We start from the raw sequence: 20,535 nt of genomic DNA, 5'->3' as shown, positions 1-20,535 counted from the left end.
CAGCAACAACTGCAAGCGGGCCCGAGAGATTACAGATTCCGCAGCGCGGCGACTACAGCATCGCCCATTTCTTGCGTCCCGACTTTGGTGCAGCCCTGCGACCAGATGTCGCCGGTGCGCAAGCCCTGGTCCAGTACCAGGCTTACGGCCTTCTCGATCGCATCGGCCGCATCGCTCAGGTTGAAGCTGTAACGCAGCATCATCGACACCGACAGAATCGTCGCCAACGGGTTGGCAATGCCCTGGCCTGCGATGTCGGGTGCAGAACCGTGGCACGGCTCGTACATACCTTTGTTGTTTGTGTCCAGGGAGGCCGACGGCAGCATGCCGATGGAACCGGTGAGCATCGACGCCTGGTCGGACAGGATATCGCCGAACAGGTTGTCGGTGACGATCACGTCGAACTGCTTGGGCGCACGCACCAGTTGCATGGCGGCGTTGTCGACGTACATGTGGCTCAGCTCGACGTCCGGGTAATCCTTGGCGACCTCTTCGACGATCTCACGCCACAGTTGGCTGGAAGCCAGTACGTTGGCCTTATCGACCGAGCAGACCTTCTTGCCACGTACACGGGCCATGTCGAAACCGACACGGGCGATGCGGCGGATTTCGCTCTCGCTGTACGGCAGGGTGTCGTAGGCCTGACGCTCGCCATTCTCCAACTCGCGCACGCCGCGTGGCGAGCCGAAATAGATACCGCCGGTCAGCTCACGCACGATCAGGATATCCAGGCCCGCCACCACTTCCGGCTTGAGGCTCGAGGCGTCGGCCAGTTGCGGATAGAGGATGGCCGGGCGCAGGTTGCCGAACAGGCCCAGTTGCGCACGGATTTTCAGCAGGCCGCGCTCAGGACGGATATCCCGCTCGATCTTGTCCCACTTCGGGCCGCCCACGGCGCCCAGCAGCACAGCGTCGGCCGCGCGGGCACGGTCCAGGGTCTCGTCGGCCAGGGGCACGCCGTGCTTGTCGATGGCTGCGCCGCCGATCACGTCGTGGCTCAGCGCGAAGCCCAGGCTGTATTTGGCGTTGGCCAATTCCAGCACCTTGACCGCCTCGGCCATGATTTCCGGACCAATACCGTCGCCAGGGAGAATCAGAATCTGCTTGCTCATGGGTTCCTCATTTCATCGAGCGACCTGCTCGTGGGCAGGTCGGGAAAAATCAATCAGCGCTCGGCCCACACCACCAGCACGTCAGTGCTGAAGGTGCCGTCGGCTTGAATCTCGTAATAATCGCGCACTTCCTGGCCCATTGCCTGTTGCAGCTCCAGGATGGCTGCGCGCAAAGCCTGCGGGGTACGCATGCGTTCGACCCACGACGTGTATTCCAGGCGCAGGCGCTGGCGGCTGCTGTTGCGCACATGCAAGCCGGCCTCGCTGAGCTGGCGCATCCACTCGGCGGCGGAGTAATCACGCACATGGCTGGTGTCGCGCAGCACTTCGACGGTTTGCAGGTAAGTGTCCAGCAACGGGCTGCCCGGTGACAACACGTCCACGAAGGCCGCCACGCCGCCCGGCTTGAGCACTCGCCGCACTTCGCGCAGGGCCAGGCCGAGGTCGCTCCAGTGGTGGGCCGAATAACGACTGAACACGAAGTCGAACTCGCCATCGGCGAACGGCAGGCGTTCAGCGGCGCCGTTCACGGTGCTGATATTGGTGAAACCGCGATCTTGCGCAGCGGCGGCCACCACGTCGAGCATTGGCTGGGACAGGTCGTAGGCCACCACCTCTTTCACCAACGGCGCGACATGGAAACTGACATGACCGGCACCGCAACCCAGGTCCAGCAGTCGTGCACTGCCCTGCCCGGCCAGTTCGGCCTGAAGCAGCGCGAATTCGGTGCCCTGGGCGTGAACGGCGCTGCTCAGGTAGGCGGCGGCTTGTTCGCCGAATTGTTTTTGCACGACTTGGGTGTGGGCGGTGGTGGTCATGGGGGCTTTCCCTGGATTTTGTGTTGTTAACACCGGCCTCATCGGGGCAAGCCCCTCCCATCTTTTGATCTGTGAATACATTCAAATGTGGGAGGGGGCTTGCCCCCGATAGCGACGGTCCTGCCTACCTCAATCGCGAAACAACCACGGCTGGCTCGCCCGCTGCTTGCGCTCAAATGCCGCAATCGCATCGCCGTCCTGCAAGGTCAGGCCGATATCGTCCAGACCATTGATCAAGCAGTGCTTGCGAAAGGCGTCCACTTCGAAGTGGTACACCTTGCCATCCGGACGGGTCACGGTCTGTGCGGCCAGGTCCACCGTCAACTGGTAGCCCACATTGGCCTCCACTTGCTGGAACAGCTCATCCACTTCGGCGTCGCTCAGGATGATCGGCAACAAGCCATTCTTGAAGCTGTTGTTGAAGAAGATGTCCGCATAGCTCGGCGCGATAATGCTGCGAAAGCCATATTCTTCCAGGGCCCACGGCGCGTGTTCACGGCTGGAGCCGCAACCGAAGTTTTCCCGGGCCAGCAGCACACTGGCGCCCTGGTAACGCTCGGCGTTGAGCACGAAGTCCTTGTTCAGCGGGCGCTTGGAGTTGTCCTGGTAGGCATAGCCCACGTCCAGGTAGCGCCATTCGTCGAACAGGTTGGGGCCGAAACCGGTGCGCTTGATCGACTTCAGGAACTGCTTGGGGATGATCTGGTCGGTGTCCACGTTGGCACGGTCCAACGGCGCGACTAAACCTGTGTGTTGTGTAAAAGCACGCATCGGGTATTCCTCAGATCAATTCGCGAACGTCGATGAAACGACCGTTGACGGCGGCGGCGGCGGCCATGGCCGGGCTGACCAGGTGGGTACGCCCACCGGCGCCCTGGCGACCTTCGAAGTTACGGTTGGAGGTCGATGCGCAATGCTCGCCCGACTCCAGGCGGTCAGGGTTCATCGCCAGGCACATGGAACAGCCCGGCTCACGCCATTCGAAACCGGCTTCGAGGAAGATCTTGTCCAGGCCTTCCGCTTCGGCTTGCGCCTTGACCAGGCCCGAACCCGGCACGACGATGGCTTGTTTAATGGTCGACGCAACCTTGCGGCCCTTGGCGATCACTGCTGCGGCGCGCAGGTCTTCGATCCGCGAGTTGGTGCAGGAACCGATGAACACGCGATCCAACTGGATGTCGGTGATCGCCTGATTGGCTTTCAAGCCCATGTACTTCAGGGCGCGCTCAATGGAACCGCGCTTGACCAGGTCGGCTTCCTGGGCCGGGTCCGGCACCTTCTGGTCGACGGCCAACACCATTTCCGGCGACGTGCCCCAGCTGACTTGCGGCTTGATCTGGGCAGCGTCGAGTTCGACCACGGTGTCGAACACCGCGTCGGCGTCGGACACCAGGTCTTTCCAGGCTTCGACGGCGGCGTCCCAATCAGCGCCCTGCGGAGCGAATGGACGGCCCTTGACGTACTCGACGGTCTTTTCGTCCGCCGCCACCATGCCGACGCGGGCACCGGCTTCGATGGACATGTTGCAGATGGTCATGCGGCCTTCGATGGACAGGTCGCGAATGGCGCTGCCGGCGAATTCGATGGCATGGCCGTTGCCGCCGGCGGTGCCGATCTTGCCGATCACCGCGAGCACGATGTCCTTGGCGGTCACGCCAAACGGCAAGGTGCCTTCGACGCGAACCAGCATGTTTTTCATCTTCTTGGCGACCAGGCACTGGGTGGCGAACACATGCTCCACCTCGGAGGTGCCGATGCCATGGGCCAGGGCACCGAACGCACCGTGGGTGGAGGTGTGGGAGTCACCGCAGACCACGGTCATGCCCGGCAGGGTCGCGCCCTGCTCCGGGCCGATCACGTGGACGATGCCTTGACGCACGTCATTCATCTTGAATTCGGTGATGCCATATTCATCGCAGTAGTCGTCAAGCGTCTGCACCTGCAAACGCGACACCTGGTCGGCAATGGCTTCGATGCCGCCTTTGCGCTCCGGGGTGGTTGGCACGTTGTGGTCCGGGGTGGCGATGATGGAGTCGACGCGCCAAGGCTTGCGCCCGGCCAGCCGCAGGCCTTCAAACGCTTGGGGCGAGGTCACTTCATGGATGATGTGACGGTCGATGTAGATCAGCGACGACCCATCATCGCGCCGTTTCACTTCATGGGAATCCCAAAGCTTGTCGTAAAGCGTTTTGCCGGCCATCAGTCGGTCCTCATCAGCGGTGTTTCTATGCGCCGGGCTTTCAATAACCCTTTGGCTTGTGAGGCTGATGGTATGGCGCTACATTAAATAACTCAAATTCATATTTTTTATGCTTTGGATTACCAACTGGAATAGCACCATGGACCTGGCCAACCTCAACGCCTTTATCGCCATCGCCGAAACCGGCAGCTTCTCCGGCGCCGGTGAACGCCTGCACCTGACTCAACCCGCCATCAGCAAACGCATTGCCGGCCTGGAGCAACAATTGAAGGTGCGCCTGTTCGATCGCCTGGGTCGTGAAGTGGGCCTGACCGAAGCCGGGCGGGCCTTGCTGCCGCGTGCTTATCAGATTCTGAATGTGCTGGACGACACCCGTCGCGCCTTGACCAACCTGACCGGAGAAGTCAGCGGGCGCCTCACGCTGGCTACCAGTCACCATATAGGCCTGCATCGCCTGCCGCCGGTTTTGCGCACCTTCACTCGGCAATACCCGAGCGTGGCGCTGGATATTCAATTCCTCGATTCGGAAGTGGCCTACGAAGAAATCCTCCACGGACGCGCCGAAGTGGCGGTCATCACCCTGGCGCCCGAGCCGCACAACCTGGTGCGCGCGACGTCCGTGTGGGACGACCCGCTGGATTTCGTGGTGGCCCCCGAACACAGCCTGATCAGCAACGGCTCGGTCAGCCTGGCCGATATCGCCGGGCACCCTGCGGTGTTTCCCGGCGGCAACACCTTTACCCACCATATTGTCAGCCGCCTGTTCGAAGCCCAGGGCCTGACGCCGAACATCGCGATGAGCACCAACTACCTGGAAACCATCAAGATGATGGTGTCCATCGGCCTGGCCTGGAGCGTGCTGCCACGCACCATGCTGGATGATCAGGTGGCAAGTATCGCGTTGCCGGGCATACAGCTGCGTCGCCAGCTAGGCTATATCGTGCACACCGAAAGGACGCTGTCGAACGCTGCGCGGGCTTTCATGAGCCTTCTGGATGCACAGGTCGATCCGCCAGGGATACCGGCATGACGTTGTGCGGCCTCGGGCTTCAAGCGAACCGCGCTGTCTTCCCATCGAGCCGAGGCCCTTTGAATAATGCCCAACCCCGTTGATTCCGTGCCACCACTGCCCCGCATCTACGCCTTGGATCCCCAAGAGGCGGAACAACGCTGGGACAGCGCCCCGCAACTGCTGTCGGCACTCAATGCCGCGCGGCTGGGCGCATGGTGCTGGGAAATCGACAGCGGGAAAATCAACTGGTCCCGAGGCACTCAGGCATTGTTTGGCTACGATCCGCGCCAGCCATTGCCCAATGACCTCAACTACCTCGACCTTTTGGCGCCGGAAGACCGCGCCCACGTAGTCAGGGCATTTCATGCGGTGCTGGCCGGCGAACCGGTCGAACAGGCCATGCATCACCGCATCCAATGGCCCGACGGCAGCCTGCACTGGCTGGAAATCAACGGCAGCCTGGTGCCGGACAAAAACGGCAGGCGCCAAATGATCGGGGTGATCCGCGAGATCACTCACCAGCGCGAGCGGGAACACGCCCTCAGCCACTCTGAAAAACGCTTCGCCACGCTCTTTCACCTGTGCCCGAACATGGTGCTGCTGACGCGCCAGTCCGACGGCCTGATCAGCGAGGCCAACCACCATTTCGAACTGCTGTTCGGCTGGCCGGTGGCGCAAGTCATTGGCCGTACGACGCTGGAGTTGGGCCTGTGGCGTCATCCGGAGCAACGCACGCACCTGGTCAAGGCGACTCAGCGCAAAGGTGAATCCATCACCATGGAAGTGCAGTTCTGCGCCAGCAACGGCCAGATCCACGATGGCACGCTCAGTGCGCAAAAGGTCGAACTGGACGGTGAGGCCTACCTGATCAGCACCTTCCTCGACACCACCGAGCGCAAAAACGCCGAGCAGGCGCTCAAGGACAGCCAGGAGCGCCTGGACCTGGCGCTGGACTCGGCACAACTGGGCACCTGGGACTGGCACATCCCCACCGGCATGCTTTACGGCTCGGCCCGCGCCGCCCAGCTCCATGGCCTGCCGAGCGAACCGTTCCACGAGTCCTTCGATGCGTTTTTTGAAGGCATGTCCGATCAGGACCGCGAGGGCATGCGCCATGCCTACCGCAGCCTGCGCGAAGGCGCCGACGGCAACTACCAGTTGACCTACCGCGTACCCGCCGAGGATGGCAGCGTGCGCTACCTGGAAAGCCGCGCACGGCTGTATCGTGACGAATCCGGCAAGCCCCTGCGCATGGCCGGTACCTTGCTCGATATCACCGATCAGGTGGAACGCGAGCAGCGCCTGAGCGCGTCCGAAGAGAAATTCGCCAGCCTGTTCCAGGCCAGTCCCGACCCGATCTGCGTCACCTGCCTGGACAGTGGCGAGTTCATCGAGATCAACCCGGCGTTCACCCAGACGTTTGGCTGGACGGCCGCCGAAGTGATCGACAAAAGCGCCGAGCAGATCGGCCTGTGGGATGAATCGAGCAAGCGCCTGCAACGCATCCAGCGGGTGATTCGCGAACAGTCATTGAGCAATGTGGCCATCGTGGTGCATGCCAGGAACGGCCAGAGCCTGACCTGCGTGATTTCCAGCCGCCTGATCAAGGTCAATGAGCAGCCGTGCATCGTCACGACCCTGCGCGATATCACCCAGCAGCAACGTTCGGAGGCGGCGCTCAAGGCCAGCGAAGAGAAGTTCGCCAAAGCCTTCCATTCCAGCCCCGACGCCATTTCGATCACCGAGCGCGACACGGGTCGATATGTGGAGGTCAATGATGGGTTTTGTCGCCTGACCGGCTATCGCGCCGAAGAAGCCATCGGCCTCACCCTGTACCAGATTGGCATCTGGGCCGATGAAAACCAGCGCACCGCGCTGCTGGCCGAACTGCAGATCAAGGGGCGCATCCATCATCTTGAAATGCTTTGGCACAACAAGCGTGGCGAGGTGCTGGCAGTGGAGGTGTCGGTCGAACCGATTACCTTGAATGAAACGCCGTGCCTGCTACTGACCGCACGGGACGTGAGCCTGCTGAAAAGCGCCCAGGCACAGATCCGCCACCTGGCCTATCACGACCCGCTGACCAACCTGCCCAACCGCGCGCTGCTGATGGACCGCCTGAGCCAGCAGATCGCCCTGCTCAAGCGCCACAACCTGCGCGGCGCGCTGCTGTTCCTCGACCTCGACCACTTCAAGCACATCAACGACTCCCTCGGTCACCCGGTGGGCGATACCGTGTTGAAAATCGTCACCGCACGGCTGGAAGCCAGTGTGCGCATGGAGGATACGGTGGCGCGCCTGGGCGGTGACGAGTTCGTGGTCCTGCTCAGCGGCCTGGAGGGCTCACGCACGCAAGTCAGCAGCCAGGTACAGGCGCTGGCCGATACCCTGCGCGAATTGCTCTCCGAACCGATGTTCCTCGACGGCCACCGTCTGCAGGTGACGCCAAGCATCGGCGTGGCGCTGATCCCCGACCATGGCACCACCCCCGCCGACCTGCTCAAACGCGCCGACATCGCCCTGTACCGCGCCAAGGATTCGGGGCGCAACACCACCCAAATGTTTCACAACAGCATGCAAAAAACCGCCAGCGAGCGCCTGCGCATGGAAACCGACCTGCGTCTGGCCCTGTCGCGCGGTGAATTCAGCGTGCACTACCAGCCCCAGGTGGATGCGCGTGGCAATAGGATCGTCGGCGCCGAGGCCCTGGTGCGCTGGCAGCACCCGCAACTGGGGGCGCAGTCGCCGGCGGAATTCATCAAGGTGCTGGAGGACAGCGGCTTGATCCTCGAGGTGGGTACCTGGATTCTTGACGAAGCATGCAGCGCATTGGCGCGGTTGATTGCCGAGGGCCTGGTGGACCCGTTGAATTTCAGCCTGTGCGTGAATATCAGCCCGCGGCAGTTTCGCCAGAACGACTTTGTGGAGCGGGTCGAGCGCAGCCTCACGCAACACCATCTGCCCTACAGTTTGCTGAAGCTGGAAATCACTGAAGGCATCGTGATTCAGAATCTGGACGACACGGTAATGAAGATGCGTCGCCTGAAAAAACTTGGCGTGAGCTTTGCGATGGATGATTTTGGCACCGGTTACTCATCCCTGACCTACCTCAAGCGTTTGCCGGTGGATGGGCTGAAAATCGACCAGTCGTTTGTGCGTGACGCGACTCACGATCCCAATGACGCTGAAATCATCCGTGCCATTGTTGCCATGGCCCGCAGCTTGAATCTGGAAGTAATTGCCGAAGGCGTGGAAACCGTGGAACAACTGGCCTTCCTGCAGAAGCTCGGCTGTCATTTGTATCAGGGGTACTTGCATAGCCGGCCATTGCCGATAGAGGGGTTCAGGCAGTTACTGGAATAGGCATTTTCTGAAATGCAGCATTGCAACAAAATGCACCCTGGGTTATCCCTGCCCAGGTGCACCATGGTCAAATCAGTGCAACGGCCTGACCACGTGTGGGGGGTCGCCCCTGTTTTCCCCATAGCTCCTCGCGGCCGTTGATGACCGCCACCGAATGCCCAGTACGGTTGCACATGCCTATCTGACCTCGGGCAAGGTCACTCACCGACACTCGTTTCATGTGGCTTTTCAACCCAAGGCGCAGAAAGCCTTCGCCCGGGCCGTTTTCATCCTCCCCGTTATTCAGACTATAAATCGCAGCCTGATAACTGCGACCGGCCGTGCGATCGTTGTTCTCCATCTGCGCACGCTTGGCGCTGACGGCAAACAGGAACTGCGCATCCTTGAGCATGCCATTATCGGGCCCGGAGAACTTGGCGCCTCGGGTGCCCTCGGCCAATTCGCCGTCAGTCAACGTGAGCCGAAAGCCATCGCGCATGACGACGTGATACCCGCCATTGGTCTTGGCCACTTCCTGGAAAATATCCGTGGGGCTTTGTCCGAATCGGTACATCGCGGCCTTGATGGCCGATACCGTCACACAGTTGCCATCCGGGCCCTGGCGAAAGCCACTCCAGATATTGTCGGGCTTCGCGCCACCGCGCTTGCTCGACAAACCCGGAATGCTCGCTGCGGCATCCGGTTTTGGCATCACCGGCTGGGGGGTTACCTGCGGAACAACAGGTGAAGGAACAGCGTCAGGAATAGTCTTTTGTTTCTTATCTGCTACCAGCGCGAGCAACTGAGTCAAAAGCGAAGTGAATAACGCCACGACTGAGTTGATCGCCTGCGCGTCGTTCTCGACAACCGCAGAACGCTGCACGATATCACCATACTTTATATCAGGCGTCGCCCTGACCGACGCGCGACCACCCTCTGCTTTAATAGTGGGTTCATTACTTGCGCTGAGTGCATCGATCGATAATGACTGCCTTACATCAATGACCCGTGCAATGTTATTAATTGGAAAGAGTGACATGGAGTTCTCCCTGCACAGGCACCTCTTCGAACTACACGTTCGAAAAAATGCCTGCACTTATAAAAAGACCGAAACGCGATGACTGCCTTTAAAACCTGGAACTTAGCCGATTAAAGCGCCCATGCCTGCCAGCAGATCGGTCGTCGACGGGACACGGACTGGTCAGGTCCGGAGTGGGAGCGTCGGGCAAGGGCGTTGGCTTGGGTTGCGGTTTGGTATCCGTTGGCACATTAGGCCTTGGGAAGTTGCCCGGAAGCACGGTTGGCTGGGGCTTGGCGTCCGGCACGGGTGGCTGGGGCTTCGCATCCGGCACGGTTGGCCGGGGCTTGGCGTCCGGCACGGGTGGCTTGGGCTTGGCGTCCGGCACGGTCGGCTGGGGCTTCGCATCCGGCACGGTTGGCCGGGGCTTGGCGTCCGGCACGGGTGGCTGGGGCTTGGCGTCCGGCACGGTCGGCTGGGGCTTCGCATCCGGCACGGTTGGCTGGGGCTTGGCATCCGGCACGGTTGGCCGGGGCTTGGCGTCCGGCACGGTTGGCCGGGGCTTGGCGTCCGGCACGGTTGGCTGGGGCTTCGCATCCGGCACGGTTGGACGGGGCTTGTTATCCGGCACGGGTGGCTGAGGCTTGTGATCCGGCACGGGCGGCTGGGGCTTGTGATCCGGCACGGGTGGCTGGGGCTTGTGATCCGGCACGGGCGGCTGGGGCTTGTGATCCGGCACGGGCGGCTGGGGCTTGTGATCCGGCACGGGTGGCTGGGGCTTGTGATCCGGCACGGGCGGCTGAGGCTTGTGATCCGGCACGGGCGGCTGGGGCTTGTGATCCGGCACGGGCGGCTGGGGCTTGTGATCCGGCACGGGTGGCTGGGGCTTGTGATCCGGCGAGACTTTTCCATCAGGGCAGTGGCAATGAGCGACTACCACATTCACGTTTACGTTTGTCCTGGGGTCGTTGTTTACGCTTATCCCGGGCGTCGGCACCGTTAGGGGGATCGGCATGGGGTGCGGTTTATTCCCTCCAGGCAGGTTGACTGAAGGATCATTGGGTTGTGGTAGCACCCGCAACCCGCCTGCGTCCGGTTTCACCAGCTCTTTGTTGGTGTCCGGCAGCACCGGCAGCTTGCCCGTATCCGGCTTGACCAACTCTTTACTGGTATCCGGTTTCACCGGCAGCTTGCCTGCATCCGGCTTGACCAACTCCTTGCTGGTGTCCGGTTTCACCGGCAACTTGCCCGCATCCGGCTTGACCAGCTCCTTGCTGGTGTCCGGTTTCACCGGCAACTTGCCTGCATCCGGCTTGACCAACTCCTTGCTGGTGTCCGGTTTCACCGGCAACTTGCCCGCATCCGGCTTGACCAGCTCTTTGCTGTTATCCGGTTCAATCGGTAATTTGCCTGAGTCGGGCTTCACCGGTGTTTTGCCCGAAAATATGTCGCGCATGGCCCTAAAGATACCGTCAAGCATATCGAACAACTGCCTCAGCGCGGTCTCAGGAGTGACTGCCGTATTGTCCGGGCGCAATGACGTCAGGAGAGGTGTTGTGCCAGGAGACTGAACGGTCGGTTTGAGAATAACTTTAGTGTTCGAAACCGCTGGTTGCTCAAGAGCAGATGTATCGACTTTTACCAGTGGCGGAGTGTTAATCGACATAGACATACGCACGTTCCTTTATTTCATACAACTCGACCGGTTTAGGGTCAGAGGGAGTGATAGTTTTATCGACTGAAAACAGCAGCACTGCTTCAGTCCCTCCATTCGTGGGAAGTTGAGCTATCGAGTTCCGCAAATCGCAGTTCATATAAGGAAACCAAAGCGTATTATCAGACTTTGCCCCATGGACAATTTCCGCCAAGCCTTGATTTATGGCTTTTTTAATACGCAAGTGTGGTCACATGCGTTAATACTCTGTAGGAATGTCACTCGTCGATAACATTCCATGTATTTACTCGCCCATGGTTTGTGTTAACTCGCACGCGTAAAAAAGGCGCCTGCAGTGGCGCCTTTAGGCAGGTCAATTGTAAGAACTCGGTTGCCTGGCTTCAGACAGGCACCGGATGGGGCATCCTCAGCAGGCGACTGACCTGCTCCAGGCCGGTCTCGCGACGCAAGGCGGTGAACAGCTCCACCGCTTCGGGGTAGTTGCGCGTCAGCATCGCCAGCCACTGCTTCAAGCGGCCGGGTGCCTGACGCTCGGTCAATTGCGCCACCGATTGGGTCCAGAATTCCTGGAGCATCGGCTGCATCTGTGCCCATGTCATTTCCACCACCTCTTGCCCTGCACGCGCCGCCGCGATCTGCCGCGCCAGGTCAGGACGCGCCACCAGGCCACGGCCAAGCATGATGTGTTCGGCGCCGCTGACTTCGCGGCAACGTTTCCAATCGTCGACGCTCCAGATGTCGCCATTGGCAAACACCGGCACCTTGACCACCTCCTGCACCCGCGGGATCCACTCCCAATGGGCTGGCGGCTTGTAGCCATCGGTCTTGGTGCGCGCATGCACCACGATATGCGCGGCCCCGCCTTCGGCCAGCGCCGTAGCGCAGACCAATGCGCCATCCGGGCTGTCGAAGCCCAGGCGCATTTTGGCGGTGACCGGAATATGCGCCGGGACCGCACGACGCACGTGCTCGACGATCCGGTTGAGCAACTCAGGCTCCTTGAGCAGCACCGCACCGCCGCGGGACTTGTTGACGGTCTTGGCCGGGCAGCCGAAGTTGAGGTCGATCACCTGCGACCCCAACTCGCAGGCCAAGGCCGCGTTTTCCGCCAGGCATACCGGGTCAGACCCCAGCAATTGCACGCGTAGCGGCACGCCCGCTGCGGTATGGGCACCCTGCAGCAGTTCCGGAGCAAGCTTGTGGAAATAGGCGGGGGTGAGCAATCGGTCGTTGACGCGGATGAATTCGGTCACACACCAGTCGATACCGCCCACACGGGTCAACACGTCCCGCAGGATGTTGTCGACCAACCCCTCCATGGGCGCCAAAGCAATTTGCATGGAAAACACTCAACAAAAATCGTGGCGCAGTTTACTGGGTTTCCCGTAACAACCGTTAACCCCCTGTCAGCGCAGGCCCATATCCCTCGATGAACTCGGCGGGCATGCGCTTGGGCCTGCCGCTGGACAGCTCGATGCAAACGAAGGTGGTGTGCGCACGCAGCAAGGTGGCACCATCACGCGGGCGCACCAGCTGAAAGCGGCGCGTCATCTTCAGGCGCTGGTCCCAATCGACGATCCACGTGGCCAGTTGCAGCTCATCGCCTTCGTAGCCGGCCGCCAGGTAGTCGATCTCATGACGCACCACGGCCATCGCGCGGTCCAGGTGCCGATACTCGGCAAGGTCCAGCCCCAGGCGCTGGGAATGGCGCCAGGCGCAACGCTCCAGCCAGGACACGTACACCGCGTTATTGGCGTGCCCCAGGCCGTCGATGTCCTCAGCGGCGACCTGCAGGTCGATGATGAACGGCGTTGCCAGATCCCAGCCCATGCCTTGCTCCAGTCGATTGATGTCGGCGGGCGCAGTGTATCAGGCGGTCTGGCGCTCCTGTACATGACAGCTCGCCAACAGGGCGAGTACGCCTTCGATTACCCGTGGATCGGCCAGCACCTTCTGATGCCCGCCCTGCTCCAGGCGCATCAGACGACTGTCTGGCCAGGCCTCGTGGATGGTCTGCGAGGCTTTGACCGGGACGAACGTATCGTCTTCGGCATGCACGATCAGGCCGGGAAGGTTCATCTGGTAGTGCGCGACATCCAGGTGCTTGAGCGGCATGCCGAATGCCAGCTCCACCATCTGGATGAACGCCGAACGTGCGCGCGGCGGCAACCCCATCATGCGCGTGAAACCGCGCAGCGCATCGAGAAACCGCGACGGCGCGGCGATACTTACCAACGCCCGCGTACGCAGCCCCAACTGCACAGCCAGCATCGCGCTGGCACCGCCCATCGAGTGGCCGACCACCGCATGCAGCGGGGGCAGCTCGGCCGCTGCCTCGAGCATGGCGCGGGCGAACAGCAGCACGTGTGCTTCACGCCCTGGCGAATGACCATGGGCCGGGCCATCCAGCGCAATCACCGAGTAGCCGCCTTCGACCAACGCCGTGATCAGGCTGGCGAATTGCGTAGGCCGGCCTTCCCAGCCGTGCATCAGCAACACCGCCGGCCCGTGCCCCCAGCGCAGCGCCGAGAGGCCGAAACGCAAGGTGATGCGCTGCGATTGCGCCAGCACCGGCAGCTCCCACGCCCGTGGCGGCAGCTCACGGGGCGTCATGAAGGTGCGCCGCATCCGGTTGGCCACCGTTTGCGGCGCGAGTCGGCCGACAGTGCCGTTGAAGCCACGCACCCAACTCAAGTCGCCCATGTTCTGAACCCTCTTCAGCGGACTGCCGACTTGGCGGCGCGCAGCACACGATCGGACAGCTCTCCCGGCCCCAAGGCCCGCGCCAGCGTCAGGCCGCCGACCATCAGCGCCATGTCGGCCAGGGCCTTGTCGGTATCTTCCGGGGTGGCCGCCAGCTGGGCCGCCATCAGCTCGCAATGTTCGCTCAGTGCCTGGCGGAACGCGTCCGGCAAACGGCCCATTTCGCCAACCGTCGCAGGTAGCGGGCACGCCTGGCCGGTGGAGTCCCGGTGTTTGCGCGACAAGTAAAACGCCGCCACCAGGCTTCGACGTTCTTCGCCGGTCAGTTGCGTGTCCAGGTCTTCTATCGCCGCGCGGCGCTTGGCCAGCAACTGAGTGAAGGCCTCCAGCATCAACGCATCCTTGCTTTCAAAGTGCGCATAAAAACCACCGACCGTCAGCCCCGCCGCCCCCATGACTTCGCCGACACTCGGCTCGGCCGGGCCACGCTGGATCAATGCCGCGCTGGCGGCCTGCAAGATGCGTTCGCGTGTTTGCGCTTTTTTATCGCTCATCAAAGCCTCCGTCTCTCATGGGTTGAATATTATTACCATAATAATATTGCGCAAGCGACAAGCGCGACCATTGGTCAGAACAGAAGAAAGGAAGTGGGGAAAGAATTGGCCAAACGCCAGACAAACAAAAGGGCCATTCAATAATTGAATGACCCTTAAAAATCCCGCAGAGCGGGTAATCGTGGCGTCCCCTAGGGGACTCGAACCCCTGTTACCGCCGTGAAAGGGCGGTGTCCTAGGCCACTAGACGAAGGGGACAAAACCTTCTGTACAGCTGATCGGCGCTGAGTGCCGATCGATTCAAGGACGGTGTGGCCAGACCTTGAACCTGTAAATTGGTGGAGCTAAACGGGATCGAACCGTTGACCTCTTGCATGCCATGCAAGCGCTCTCCCAGCTGAGCTATAGCCCCGATTTTTCGCCTGGCGGCGCAGCAGCCCTTTCGAGCTGCTTGTTGAAACTGGCGTCCCCTAGGGGACTCGAACCCCTGTTACCGCCGTGAAAGGGCGGTGTCCTAGGCCACTAGACGAAGGGGACAAAACCTTCTGTACAGCTGATCGGCGCTGAGTGCCGATCGATTCAAGGACGGTGTGGCCAGACCTTGAACCTGTAAATTGGTGGAGCTAAACGGGATCGAACCGTTGACCTCTTGCATGCCATGCAAGCGCTCTCCCAGCTGAGCTATAGCCCCTCATCGGTGAGGACGGGGCGAATCTTAATGGCGGTTTCGAAACGTGTCAAATTTATTTTCAACAATTTTCAAAATTTTTTGCCGGGATAACAATCACTTACCGACGAAACCCCGGAAAACCGGGGTTTCGTCCTTACAACCGTCTGCTTAAGCGATGGCGCCCAGCAGCTTTTCCCACTCTTTGTTTTCTTTCTTCGAAACACCACCAAGCAAATCAAGGGCTTGGCGCAGACGGAAACGCGTGAGGTCCGGGCCGAGGATTTCCATCGCGTCGAGCACCGACACCGAACTGGCCTGCCCGGTAATCGCGGCAAACATCAATGGCATGGCATCACGCAACTTCAGTTCCAGGGACTCGACCACCGCCTGGATCGTCGCGGTGATCGCATCCTTCTCCCATTGGCGCAGGCTTTCGAGCTTCCACAGGATCAACTGCATCAACTGACGCACTTGGTCACCCGAGAGCTTTTTCGATTCAAACAGTTTGGCATCCGGGTTTACGCCACCGGCGAAGAAAAAGCTGGCCAGCGGTGCGACCTGGCTGAACGTTTCCACCCTGCCCTGCACCAGCGGCGCGATCTTCATCATGTACTCAGGGTTCAACGCCCACTGCTGCACACGGCTGGCGAACTCGTGCACCGGCAGGTCGCGCAGCCACTGACCGTTGAGCCACGACAGCTTCTCGATATCGAAAATCGGCCCGCCCAGGGAGACGCGGGACAGGTCGAAGTGATCGACCATTTCCTGCAGCGAGAACTTCTCGCGCTCGTCCGGCATCGACCAGCCCATGCGGCCCAGGTAATTGAGCATGGCTTCGGGCATGAAGCCCATGCGCTCGTAGAAGGTCACCGACGTCGGGTTCTTGCGCTTGGACAGTTTGCTCTTGTCCGGGTTACGCAACAGCGGCATGTAGCACAACTGCGGCTGTTCCCAGCCGAAGTATTCGTAGAGCAGGATCAGCTTGGGCGCCGACGGCAGCCATTCTTCGCCGCGCAGCACGTGGGTGATGCCCATCAGGTGGTCGTCGACCACGTTGGCCAGGAAGTACGTCGGCAGGCCGTCGGTCTTCATCAGTACCTGCATGTCCATGCGGTCCCACGGAATCTCGACATCACCGCGCAGCATGTCCGGCACTACGCACACGCCTTCGCTCGGCACTTTCATGCGAATCACATGGGGCTCGCCGGCGGCCAGGCGCGCGGCCACTTCTTCGGGAGGCAACAGCAACGCGCGGCCATCATAGCGCGGGGTTTCGCCACGGGCCTGTTGCTCGGCGCGCATCTGGTCGAGTTCTTCAGCGGTGCAGAAGCATGGGAACGCATGGCCCATGTCCACCAGTTGCTGGGTGTACTGCTTATAGATGTCGCTGCGCTCGCTCTGGCGATACGGGCCGTGGGGGCCGCCGACATCCGGGCCTTCCGCCCAGGTGATGCCCAGCCAGCGCAGGGCATCGAAAATCTGCTGTTCCGACTCACGGGTCGAGCGCAGTTGATCGGTGTCTTCGATCCGCAGGATGAATTCACCGCCGTGCTGCTTGGCAAAGCAGTAGTTGAACAGGGCGATGTAAGCAGTGCCGACGTGGGGATCCCCAGTAGGCGATGGCGCAATGCGCGTGCGGACGGTGGTCATGGCAGGTCTCGAATGGGCGATAAGACTGAAAATTGAAACAAGGGGCGAATGGTAACAGCCTGGGTGATTTCTGGAAAACCGCGGCGCGGCCATCGGGGGCAAGCCCCCTCCCACACTTGACTGTATTCACACATCAACAGGTGGGAGGGGGCTTGCCCCCGATGAGGCCAGTGAAGTCACCCCAGATCAAACAGCCAGCAACCGCTCGCGCAACTTGCCAATCTCATCGCGCGTCTGCGCCGCCGCCTCAAACTCCAGATCCCGCGCCAACTGATACATTTTCTCTTCCAACTGCCGAATCCGCTTGGTGATCTCACTCGGCGAGCGCAGTTCGTTCTCGTACTTGGCGCTTTCCTCAGCAGCCTTGGCCATGCCCTTGCGCTTCTTGCTGCGCGAACCCGGCACGGTGGCACCTTCCATGATGTCGGCCACATCCTTGAACACACCTTTGGGGGTAATGCCGTGTTCCAGGTTGAACGCAACCTGCTTCTCACGACGACGCTCGGTCTCGCCGATCGCCCGCTCCATGGACCCGGTGATGCGGTCCGCATACAGGATCGCCCGGCCGTTGAGGTTGCGCGCCGCGCGGCCGATGGTCTGGATCAGCGAACGTTCGGAGCGCAGGAAGCCCTCCTTGTCCGCGTCCAGGATCGCCACCAGCGACACCTCGGGCATGTCCAGGCCTTCGCGCAGCAGGTTGATGCCCACCAGCACATCAAAGGTGCCCAGGCGCAGATCGCGAATGATTTCCACACGCTCCACGGTGTCGATGTCCGAGTGCAGGTAGCGCACGCGCACGCCGTGATCGGCCAGGTAATCGGTCAAGTCTTCGGACATGCGCTTGGTCAGGGTAGTGACCAGCACGCGCTCTTCCAGGGCCACGCGCTTGTTGATCTCCGACAGCAGGTCGTCGACCTGGGTCAGCGCCGGGCGGATTTCGATCTGCGGGTCGACCAGGCCCGTCGGGCGCACCAACTGCTCGATCACTCGGCCGGCGTGTTCGGCCTCGTAGTTGCCAGGCGTTGCGGAGACAAAGATGGTCTGCGGGCTGATGGCCTCCCATTCGTCGAAACGCATCGGCCGGTTATCCAGCGCCGATGGCAGGCGGAAGCCGTACTCCACCAGGGTTTCCTTGCGTGAGCGGTCACCCTTATACATCGCACCGACTTGCGGCACGCTGACGTGGGACTCGTCGATCACCAGCAAGGCATCCGGCGGCAGGTAATCATAGAGTGTCGGCGGTGGCGCGCCGGACTCGCGGCCCGACAGGTAGCGCGAATAGTTTTCGATGCCGTTGCAGTAGCCCAGCTCCAGGATCATCTCCAGGTCGAAGCGGGTACGCTGCTCCAGGCGCTGGGCTTCCACCAGCTTGTTGTTGGAACGCAGGTATTCCAGGCGCTCGGCCAACTCGACCTTGATGCCCTCGATCGCGCCCATCAGGGTTTCACGCGGGGTCACATAGTGGCTTTTCGGGTAGAAGGTGAAGCGCGGCAATTTGCGGATCACCTCGCCGGTCAACGGGTCGAAGGCCGATAGGCTTTCGACTTCATCGTCGAACAGCTCGATGCGGATCGCTTCCAGGTCGGATTCGGCCGGGTAGATATCAATCACATCGCCGCGCACGCGGAACGTGGCACGGGCAAAGTCCATGTCGTTGCGGGTGTACTGCAGGCTCGCCAGGCGCCGCAGCAGCTCGCGCTGGTCGAGCTTGTCGCCGCGATCAACGTGCAGCACCATTTTCAAATAGGTTTCCGGGCTGCCCAGGCCGTAGATACACGACACCGTGGTCACGATGATCGCGTCCTTGCGTTCCAGCAAGGCCTTGGTCGCCGACAGCCGCATCTGCTCGATATGGTCGTTGATCGACGCATCCTTCTCGATAAAGGTATCGGAGGACGGCACATAGGCTTCGGGCTGGTAGTAGTCGTAGTAGGAAACGAAATACTCCACCGCGTTGTTCGGGAAGAACGCCTTGAACTCGCCATACAGCTGAGCAGCCAGGGTTTTGTTCGGTGCCAGCACCAGGGTCGGGCGATTGACCTGCGCGATCACGTTGGCAATGCTGAATGTCTTGCCTGAACCGGTCACCCCGAGCAGCGTCTGATGCGCCAGGCCGGCCTCAATGCCTTCGACCATCTGGCGAATCGCTTCCGGTTGGTCGCCGGCAGGTTCAAAACGGGTGACGAGCTGGAAATCCGACATAACGTACCTCGTGTAGTCACCCCAGACTCAACACCGCCAGGGACGAAATAGCTCAGCAACCCACGAATAATCATCGCAGGTTGCAGGAAAAAACCATGATAGCCGTAGTAGTGGTGACGAATGTGACGGGTTTCAAGGCAATCGTCCTACCTGCCGTCCGGGATCAATCTGCAATAAGACTAACGGTCGGCCATTAAACCGAAAAACTTGGCCGAAAAGCCATTTCCGCTGTCGCCCTCAGCCGTGATGGCCTCTATACTAGCTCCCCGTTTGTGCACCGCTCTAGTGCAACCGGCTGGAGCGCGACACGTCCCTCCCTTCCCCCATAGAGCTGCCGCAAAAATGAGCCTGTTCTCCGCTGTCGAAATGGCACCACGCGATCCAATCCTGGGCCTCAACGAAGCATTCAACGCCGATACTCGAGCCACCAAGGTCAACCTTGGCGTGGGCGTTTACTGCAACGAGGAGGGGAAGATTCCGCTCTTGCGTGCCGTTGCCGAAGCGGAAGCCATTCGCGTGGCGCAACATGCCGCCCGTGGCTACTTGCCGATTGACGGCATCGCCGCCTACGACAAGGCCGTGCAAACCCTGCTGTTCGGTGATAAGTCGCCGCTGCTTGAAGCCAGCCGTGTGGTCACCGTGCAGGCCGTGGGTGGCACCGGCGCGCTGAAGATCGGCGCCGATTTCCTCAAGCAGTTGCTGCCCGACGCCGTGGTGGCCATCAGCGACCCGAGCTGGGAAAACCACCGCGCACTGTTCGAAACCGCCGGTTTCCCGGTGCAGAACTACCGCTATTACGACGCAGCCACCCACGACGTCAACCGTAGCGGCCTGCTCGAAGACCTCAACGCCCTGCCGCCACAGTCCATCGTGGTGTTGCACGCCTGCTGCCACAACCCGACCGGCGTCGATCTGAGCCCGGCGGACTGGCAGAACGTACTGGACGTGGTCAAGGCCAAAAACCTGGTGCCATTCCTTGATATGGCCTACCAGGGCTTCGGCGACGGCATCCATGAAGACGCCGCCGCCGTGCGCCTGTTCGCGGAGTCGGGCCTGACCTTCTTTGTGTCCAGCTCGTTCTCCAAATCGTTCTCTCTGTACGGCGAACGCGTGGGCGCCTTGTCCATCGTCAGCGACTCCAAGGAAGAAAGCGCGCGCATCCTGTCCCAGGTCAAGCGTGTGATCCGTACCAACTACTCCAACCCGCCCACCCACGGCGCGGCAATCGTTGCAGCGGTACTGAACAACCCTGAACTGCGCGCCCAGTGGGAAACTGAGCTGGCCGAAATGCGCCTGCGCATCCGCGGCATGCGCGAGCAGATGGTGGCGGAACTGGCCAAGGCCGCGCCAGGCCATGATTTCAGCTTTGTCGGTCGCCAGCGTGGGATGTTTTCCTACTCCGGATTGACGGTTGAGCAAGTGACCCGCCTGCGCAACGAGTTTGGCATCTACGCACTGGACACCGGCCGTATCTGTGTGGCGGCGCTGAACCAGTCGAACATTGCTGCGGTCACACAGGCAATCGTTCAGGTGCTGTAAACCTGCCAGCGTTGAACGAGGGGGAAGCCAAGGGCTTCCC

General features: G+C 61.1%; 15 protein-coding genes and 4 tRNA genes. 3 read left to right on the top strand and 16 right to left on the bottom strand.

Translation table 11 applies throughout. The features are described from left to right. Window positions 1-29 precede the first annotated feature (29 nt). The 4 genes from leuB to leuC all read right to left on the bottom strand — a co-directional run bounded on the left by leuB (window position 30) and on the right by leuC (window position 4,130). Window positions 30-1,112 (bottom strand): 3-isopropylmalate dehydrogenase, encoded by a 1,083-nt coding sequence (gene leuB / locus PspCFBP13528_RS10160; RefSeq protein WP_065952914.1) that lies wholly within the window; start codon window positions 1,110-1,112, stop codon window positions 30-32. 53 nt (window positions 1,113-1,165) lie between these two features. Then, window positions 1,166-1,930, bottom strand: a complete 765-nt coding sequence (locus PspCFBP13528_RS10155) for a class I SAM-dependent methyltransferase (RefSeq protein WP_137200129.1) — start codon at window positions 1,928-1,930, stop codon at window positions 1,166-1,168. A 129-nt stretch (window positions 1,931-2,059) separates the two neighbouring features. Continuing rightward, complete coding sequence (leuD, locus tag PspCFBP13528_RS10150) at window positions 2,060-2,701, bottom strand: 3-isopropylmalate dehydratase small subunit (RefSeq protein ID WP_137200128.1); 642 nt, start codon at window positions 2,699-2,701, stop codon at window positions 2,060-2,062. Between the two features lie 10 nt (window positions 2,702-2,711). Next, window positions 2,712-4,130, bottom strand: a complete 1,419-nt coding sequence (leuC, locus tag PspCFBP13528_RS10145) for a 3-isopropylmalate dehydratase large subunit (protein WP_137200127.1) — start codon at window positions 4,128-4,130, stop codon at window positions 2,712-2,714. 139 nt (window positions 4,131-4,269) lie between these two features. Here leuC and PspCFBP13528_RS10140 point away from each other — a divergent pair, with 139 nt between their 5' ends. Both PspCFBP13528_RS10140 and PspCFBP13528_RS10135 read left to right on the top strand, forming a co-directional pair. After that, complete coding sequence (locus PspCFBP13528_RS10140) at window positions 4,270-5,160, top strand: LysR family transcriptional regulator (RefSeq protein WP_065952910.1); 891 nt, start codon at window positions 4,270-4,272, stop codon at window positions 5,158-5,160. Window positions 5,161-5,226: 66 nt separating this feature from the next. Beyond that, the gene (locus PspCFBP13528_RS10135; RefSeq protein ID WP_137200126.1) at window positions 5,227-8,505 is read left to right on the top strand and encodes a PAS domain S-box protein; all 3,279 of its coding nucleotides are present in this window, start codon (window positions 5,227-5,229) and stop codon (window positions 8,503-8,505) included. 67 nt (window positions 8,506-8,572) lie between these two features. Here the strand turns inward: PspCFBP13528_RS10135 and PspCFBP13528_RS10130 are convergent, their stop codons facing one another. The 12 genes from PspCFBP13528_RS10130 to uvrB all read right to left on the bottom strand — a co-directional run bounded on the left by PspCFBP13528_RS10130 (window position 8,573) and on the right by uvrB (window position 18,956). Next, the gene (locus tag PspCFBP13528_RS10130) at window positions 8,573-9,523 is read right to left on the bottom strand and encodes a hypothetical protein (protein WP_065952908.1); all 951 of its coding nucleotides are present in this window, start codon (window positions 9,521-9,523) and stop codon (window positions 8,573-8,575) included. 88 nt (window positions 9,524-9,611) lie between these two features. Then, window positions 9,612-10,958, bottom strand: coding sequence for a hypothetical protein (locus PspCFBP13528_RS27785; protein ID WP_241669078.1), 1,347 nt, complete (start codon window positions 10,956-10,958; stop codon window positions 9,612-9,614). A 599-nt stretch (window positions 10,959-11,557) separates the two neighbouring features. Beyond that, a complete protein-coding gene (locus PspCFBP13528_RS10120; protein WP_101220280.1) occupies window positions 11,558-12,517 on the bottom strand; it encodes a tRNA-dihydrouridine synthase family protein in 960 nt (319 codons plus the stop codon). Window positions 12,518-12,572: 55 nt separating this feature from the next. Beyond that, a complete protein-coding gene (locus PspCFBP13528_RS10115; protein WP_137200125.1) occupies window positions 12,573-13,007 on the bottom strand; it encodes a thioesterase family protein in 435 nt (144 codons plus the stop codon). A gap of 39 nt (window positions 13,008-13,046) precedes the next feature. Then, the gene (locus PspCFBP13528_RS10110; RefSeq protein ID WP_065952905.1) at window positions 13,047-13,880 is read right to left on the bottom strand and encodes an alpha/beta fold hydrolase; all 834 of its coding nucleotides are present in this window, start codon (window positions 13,878-13,880) and stop codon (window positions 13,047-13,049) included. A 14-nt stretch (window positions 13,881-13,894) separates the two neighbouring features. Then, window positions 13,895-14,434: a TetR/AcrR family transcriptional regulator gene (locus PspCFBP13528_RS10105; protein WP_065952904.1), complete on the bottom strand. Its 540-nt coding sequence runs from the start codon at window positions 14,432-14,434 to the stop codon at window positions 13,895-13,897. 182 nt (window positions 14,435-14,616) lie between these two features. Beyond that, a tRNA-Glu gene (locus PspCFBP13528_RS10100) sits at window positions 14,617-14,692 on the bottom strand. 78 nt (window positions 14,693-14,770) lie between these two features. Beyond that, window positions 14,771-14,846: transfer RNA gene (locus PspCFBP13528_RS10095), tRNA-Ala, on the bottom strand. 49 nt (window positions 14,847-14,895) lie between these two features. Continuing rightward, window positions 14,896-14,971, bottom strand: a tRNA-Glu gene (locus tag PspCFBP13528_RS10090). A gap of 78 nt (window positions 14,972-15,049) precedes the next feature. Further along, a tRNA-Ala gene (locus PspCFBP13528_RS10085) sits at window positions 15,050-15,125 on the bottom strand. Window positions 15,126-15,272: 147 nt separating this feature from the next. Next, window positions 15,273-16,754, bottom strand: a complete 1,482-nt coding sequence (gene gltX, locus PspCFBP13528_RS10080) for a glutamate--tRNA ligase (RefSeq protein WP_065952903.1) — start codon at window positions 16,752-16,754, stop codon at window positions 15,273-15,275. A 186-nt stretch (window positions 16,755-16,940) separates the two neighbouring features. Next, entirely contained in the window at window positions 16,941-18,956 is a 2,016-nt protein-coding gene (uvrB, locus tag PspCFBP13528_RS10075; RefSeq protein WP_065952902.1) for an excinuclease ABC subunit UvrB, read from the bottom strand. Between the two features lie 342 nt (window positions 18,957-19,298). On the opposite strand from uvrB, the gene PspCFBP13528_RS10070 reads away from it, so the two are divergent. Then, on the top strand, window positions 19,299-20,495 hold the full coding sequence (locus tag PspCFBP13528_RS10070) for an amino acid aminotransferase (protein ID WP_137200124.1): 1,197 nt from the start codon (window positions 19,299-19,301) through the stop codon (window positions 20,493-20,495). The last annotated feature ends 40 nt before the right edge of the window (window positions 20,496-20,535 follow it).

Source organism: Pseudomonas sp. CFBP13528 (genome assembly GCF_005233615.1).
In the GTDB taxonomy this organism is placed as follows: domain Bacteria; phylum Pseudomonadota; class Gammaproteobacteria; order Pseudomonadales; family Pseudomonadaceae; genus Aquipseudomonas; species Aquipseudomonas fluorescens_AM.
This window is presented reverse-complemented; position numbering and strand designations above follow the sequence as displayed.

Excerpts from the sequence above, each read along its gene's own strand:
- PspCFBP13528_RS10140 (WP_065952910.1), top strand. The coding sequence starts at position 4,270 with ATGGACCTGGCCAACCTCAACGCCTTTATCGCCATCGCCGAAACCGGC.
- PspCFBP13528_RS10120 (WP_101220280.1), bottom strand. The coding sequence starts at position 12,517 with ATGCAAATTGCTTTGGCGCCCATGGAGGGGTTGGTCGACAACATCCTG.
- leuC (WP_137200127.1), bottom strand. The coding sequence starts at position 4,130 with ATGGCCGGCAAAACGCTTTACGACAAGCTTTGGGATTCCCATGAAGTG.
- PspCFBP13528_RS10135 (WP_137200126.1), top strand. The coding sequence starts at position 5,227 with ATGCCCAACCCCGTTGATTCCGTGCCACCACTGCCCCGCATCTACGCC.
- PspCFBP13528_RS10115 (WP_137200125.1), bottom strand. The coding sequence starts at position 13,007 with ATGGGCTGGGATCTGGCAACGCCGTTCATCATCGACCTGCAGGTCGCC.
- PspCFBP13528_RS10130 (WP_065952908.1), bottom strand. The coding sequence starts at position 9,523 with ATGTCACTCTTTCCAATTAATAACATTGCACGGGTCATTGATGTAAGG.
- leuD (WP_137200128.1), bottom strand. The coding sequence starts at position 2,701 with ATGCGTGCTTTTACACAACACACAGGTTTAGTCGCGCCGTTGGACCGT.
- uvrB (WP_065952902.1), bottom strand. The coding sequence starts at position 18,956 with ATGTCGGATTTCCAGCTCGTCACCCGTTTTGAACCTGCCGGCGACCAA.
- PspCFBP13528_RS10110 (WP_065952905.1), bottom strand. The coding sequence starts at position 13,880 with ATGGGCGACTTGAGTTGGGTGCGTGGCTTCAACGGCACTGTCGGCCGA.
- leuB (WP_065952914.1), bottom strand. The coding sequence starts at position 1,112 with ATGAGCAAGCAGATTCTGATTCTCCCTGGCGACGGTATTGGTCCGGAA.
- PspCFBP13528_RS10105 (WP_065952904.1), bottom strand. The coding sequence starts at position 14,434 with ATGAGCGATAAAAAAGCGCAAACACGCGAACGCATCTTGCAGGCCGCC.
- PspCFBP13528_RS10155 (WP_137200129.1), bottom strand. The coding sequence starts at position 1,930 with ATGACCACCACCGCCCACACCCAAGTCGTGCAAAAACAATTCGGCGAA.
- gltX (WP_065952903.1), bottom strand. The coding sequence starts at position 16,754 with ATGACCACCGTCCGCACGCGCATTGCGCCATCGCCTACTGGGGATCCC.
- PspCFBP13528_RS27785 (WP_241669078.1), bottom strand. The coding sequence starts at position 10,958 with ATGCGCGACATATTTTCGGGCAAAACACCGGTGAAGCCCGACTCAGGC.
- PspCFBP13528_RS10070 (WP_137200124.1), top strand. The coding sequence starts at position 19,299 with ATGAGCCTGTTCTCCGCTGTCGAAATGGCACCACGCGATCCAATCCTG.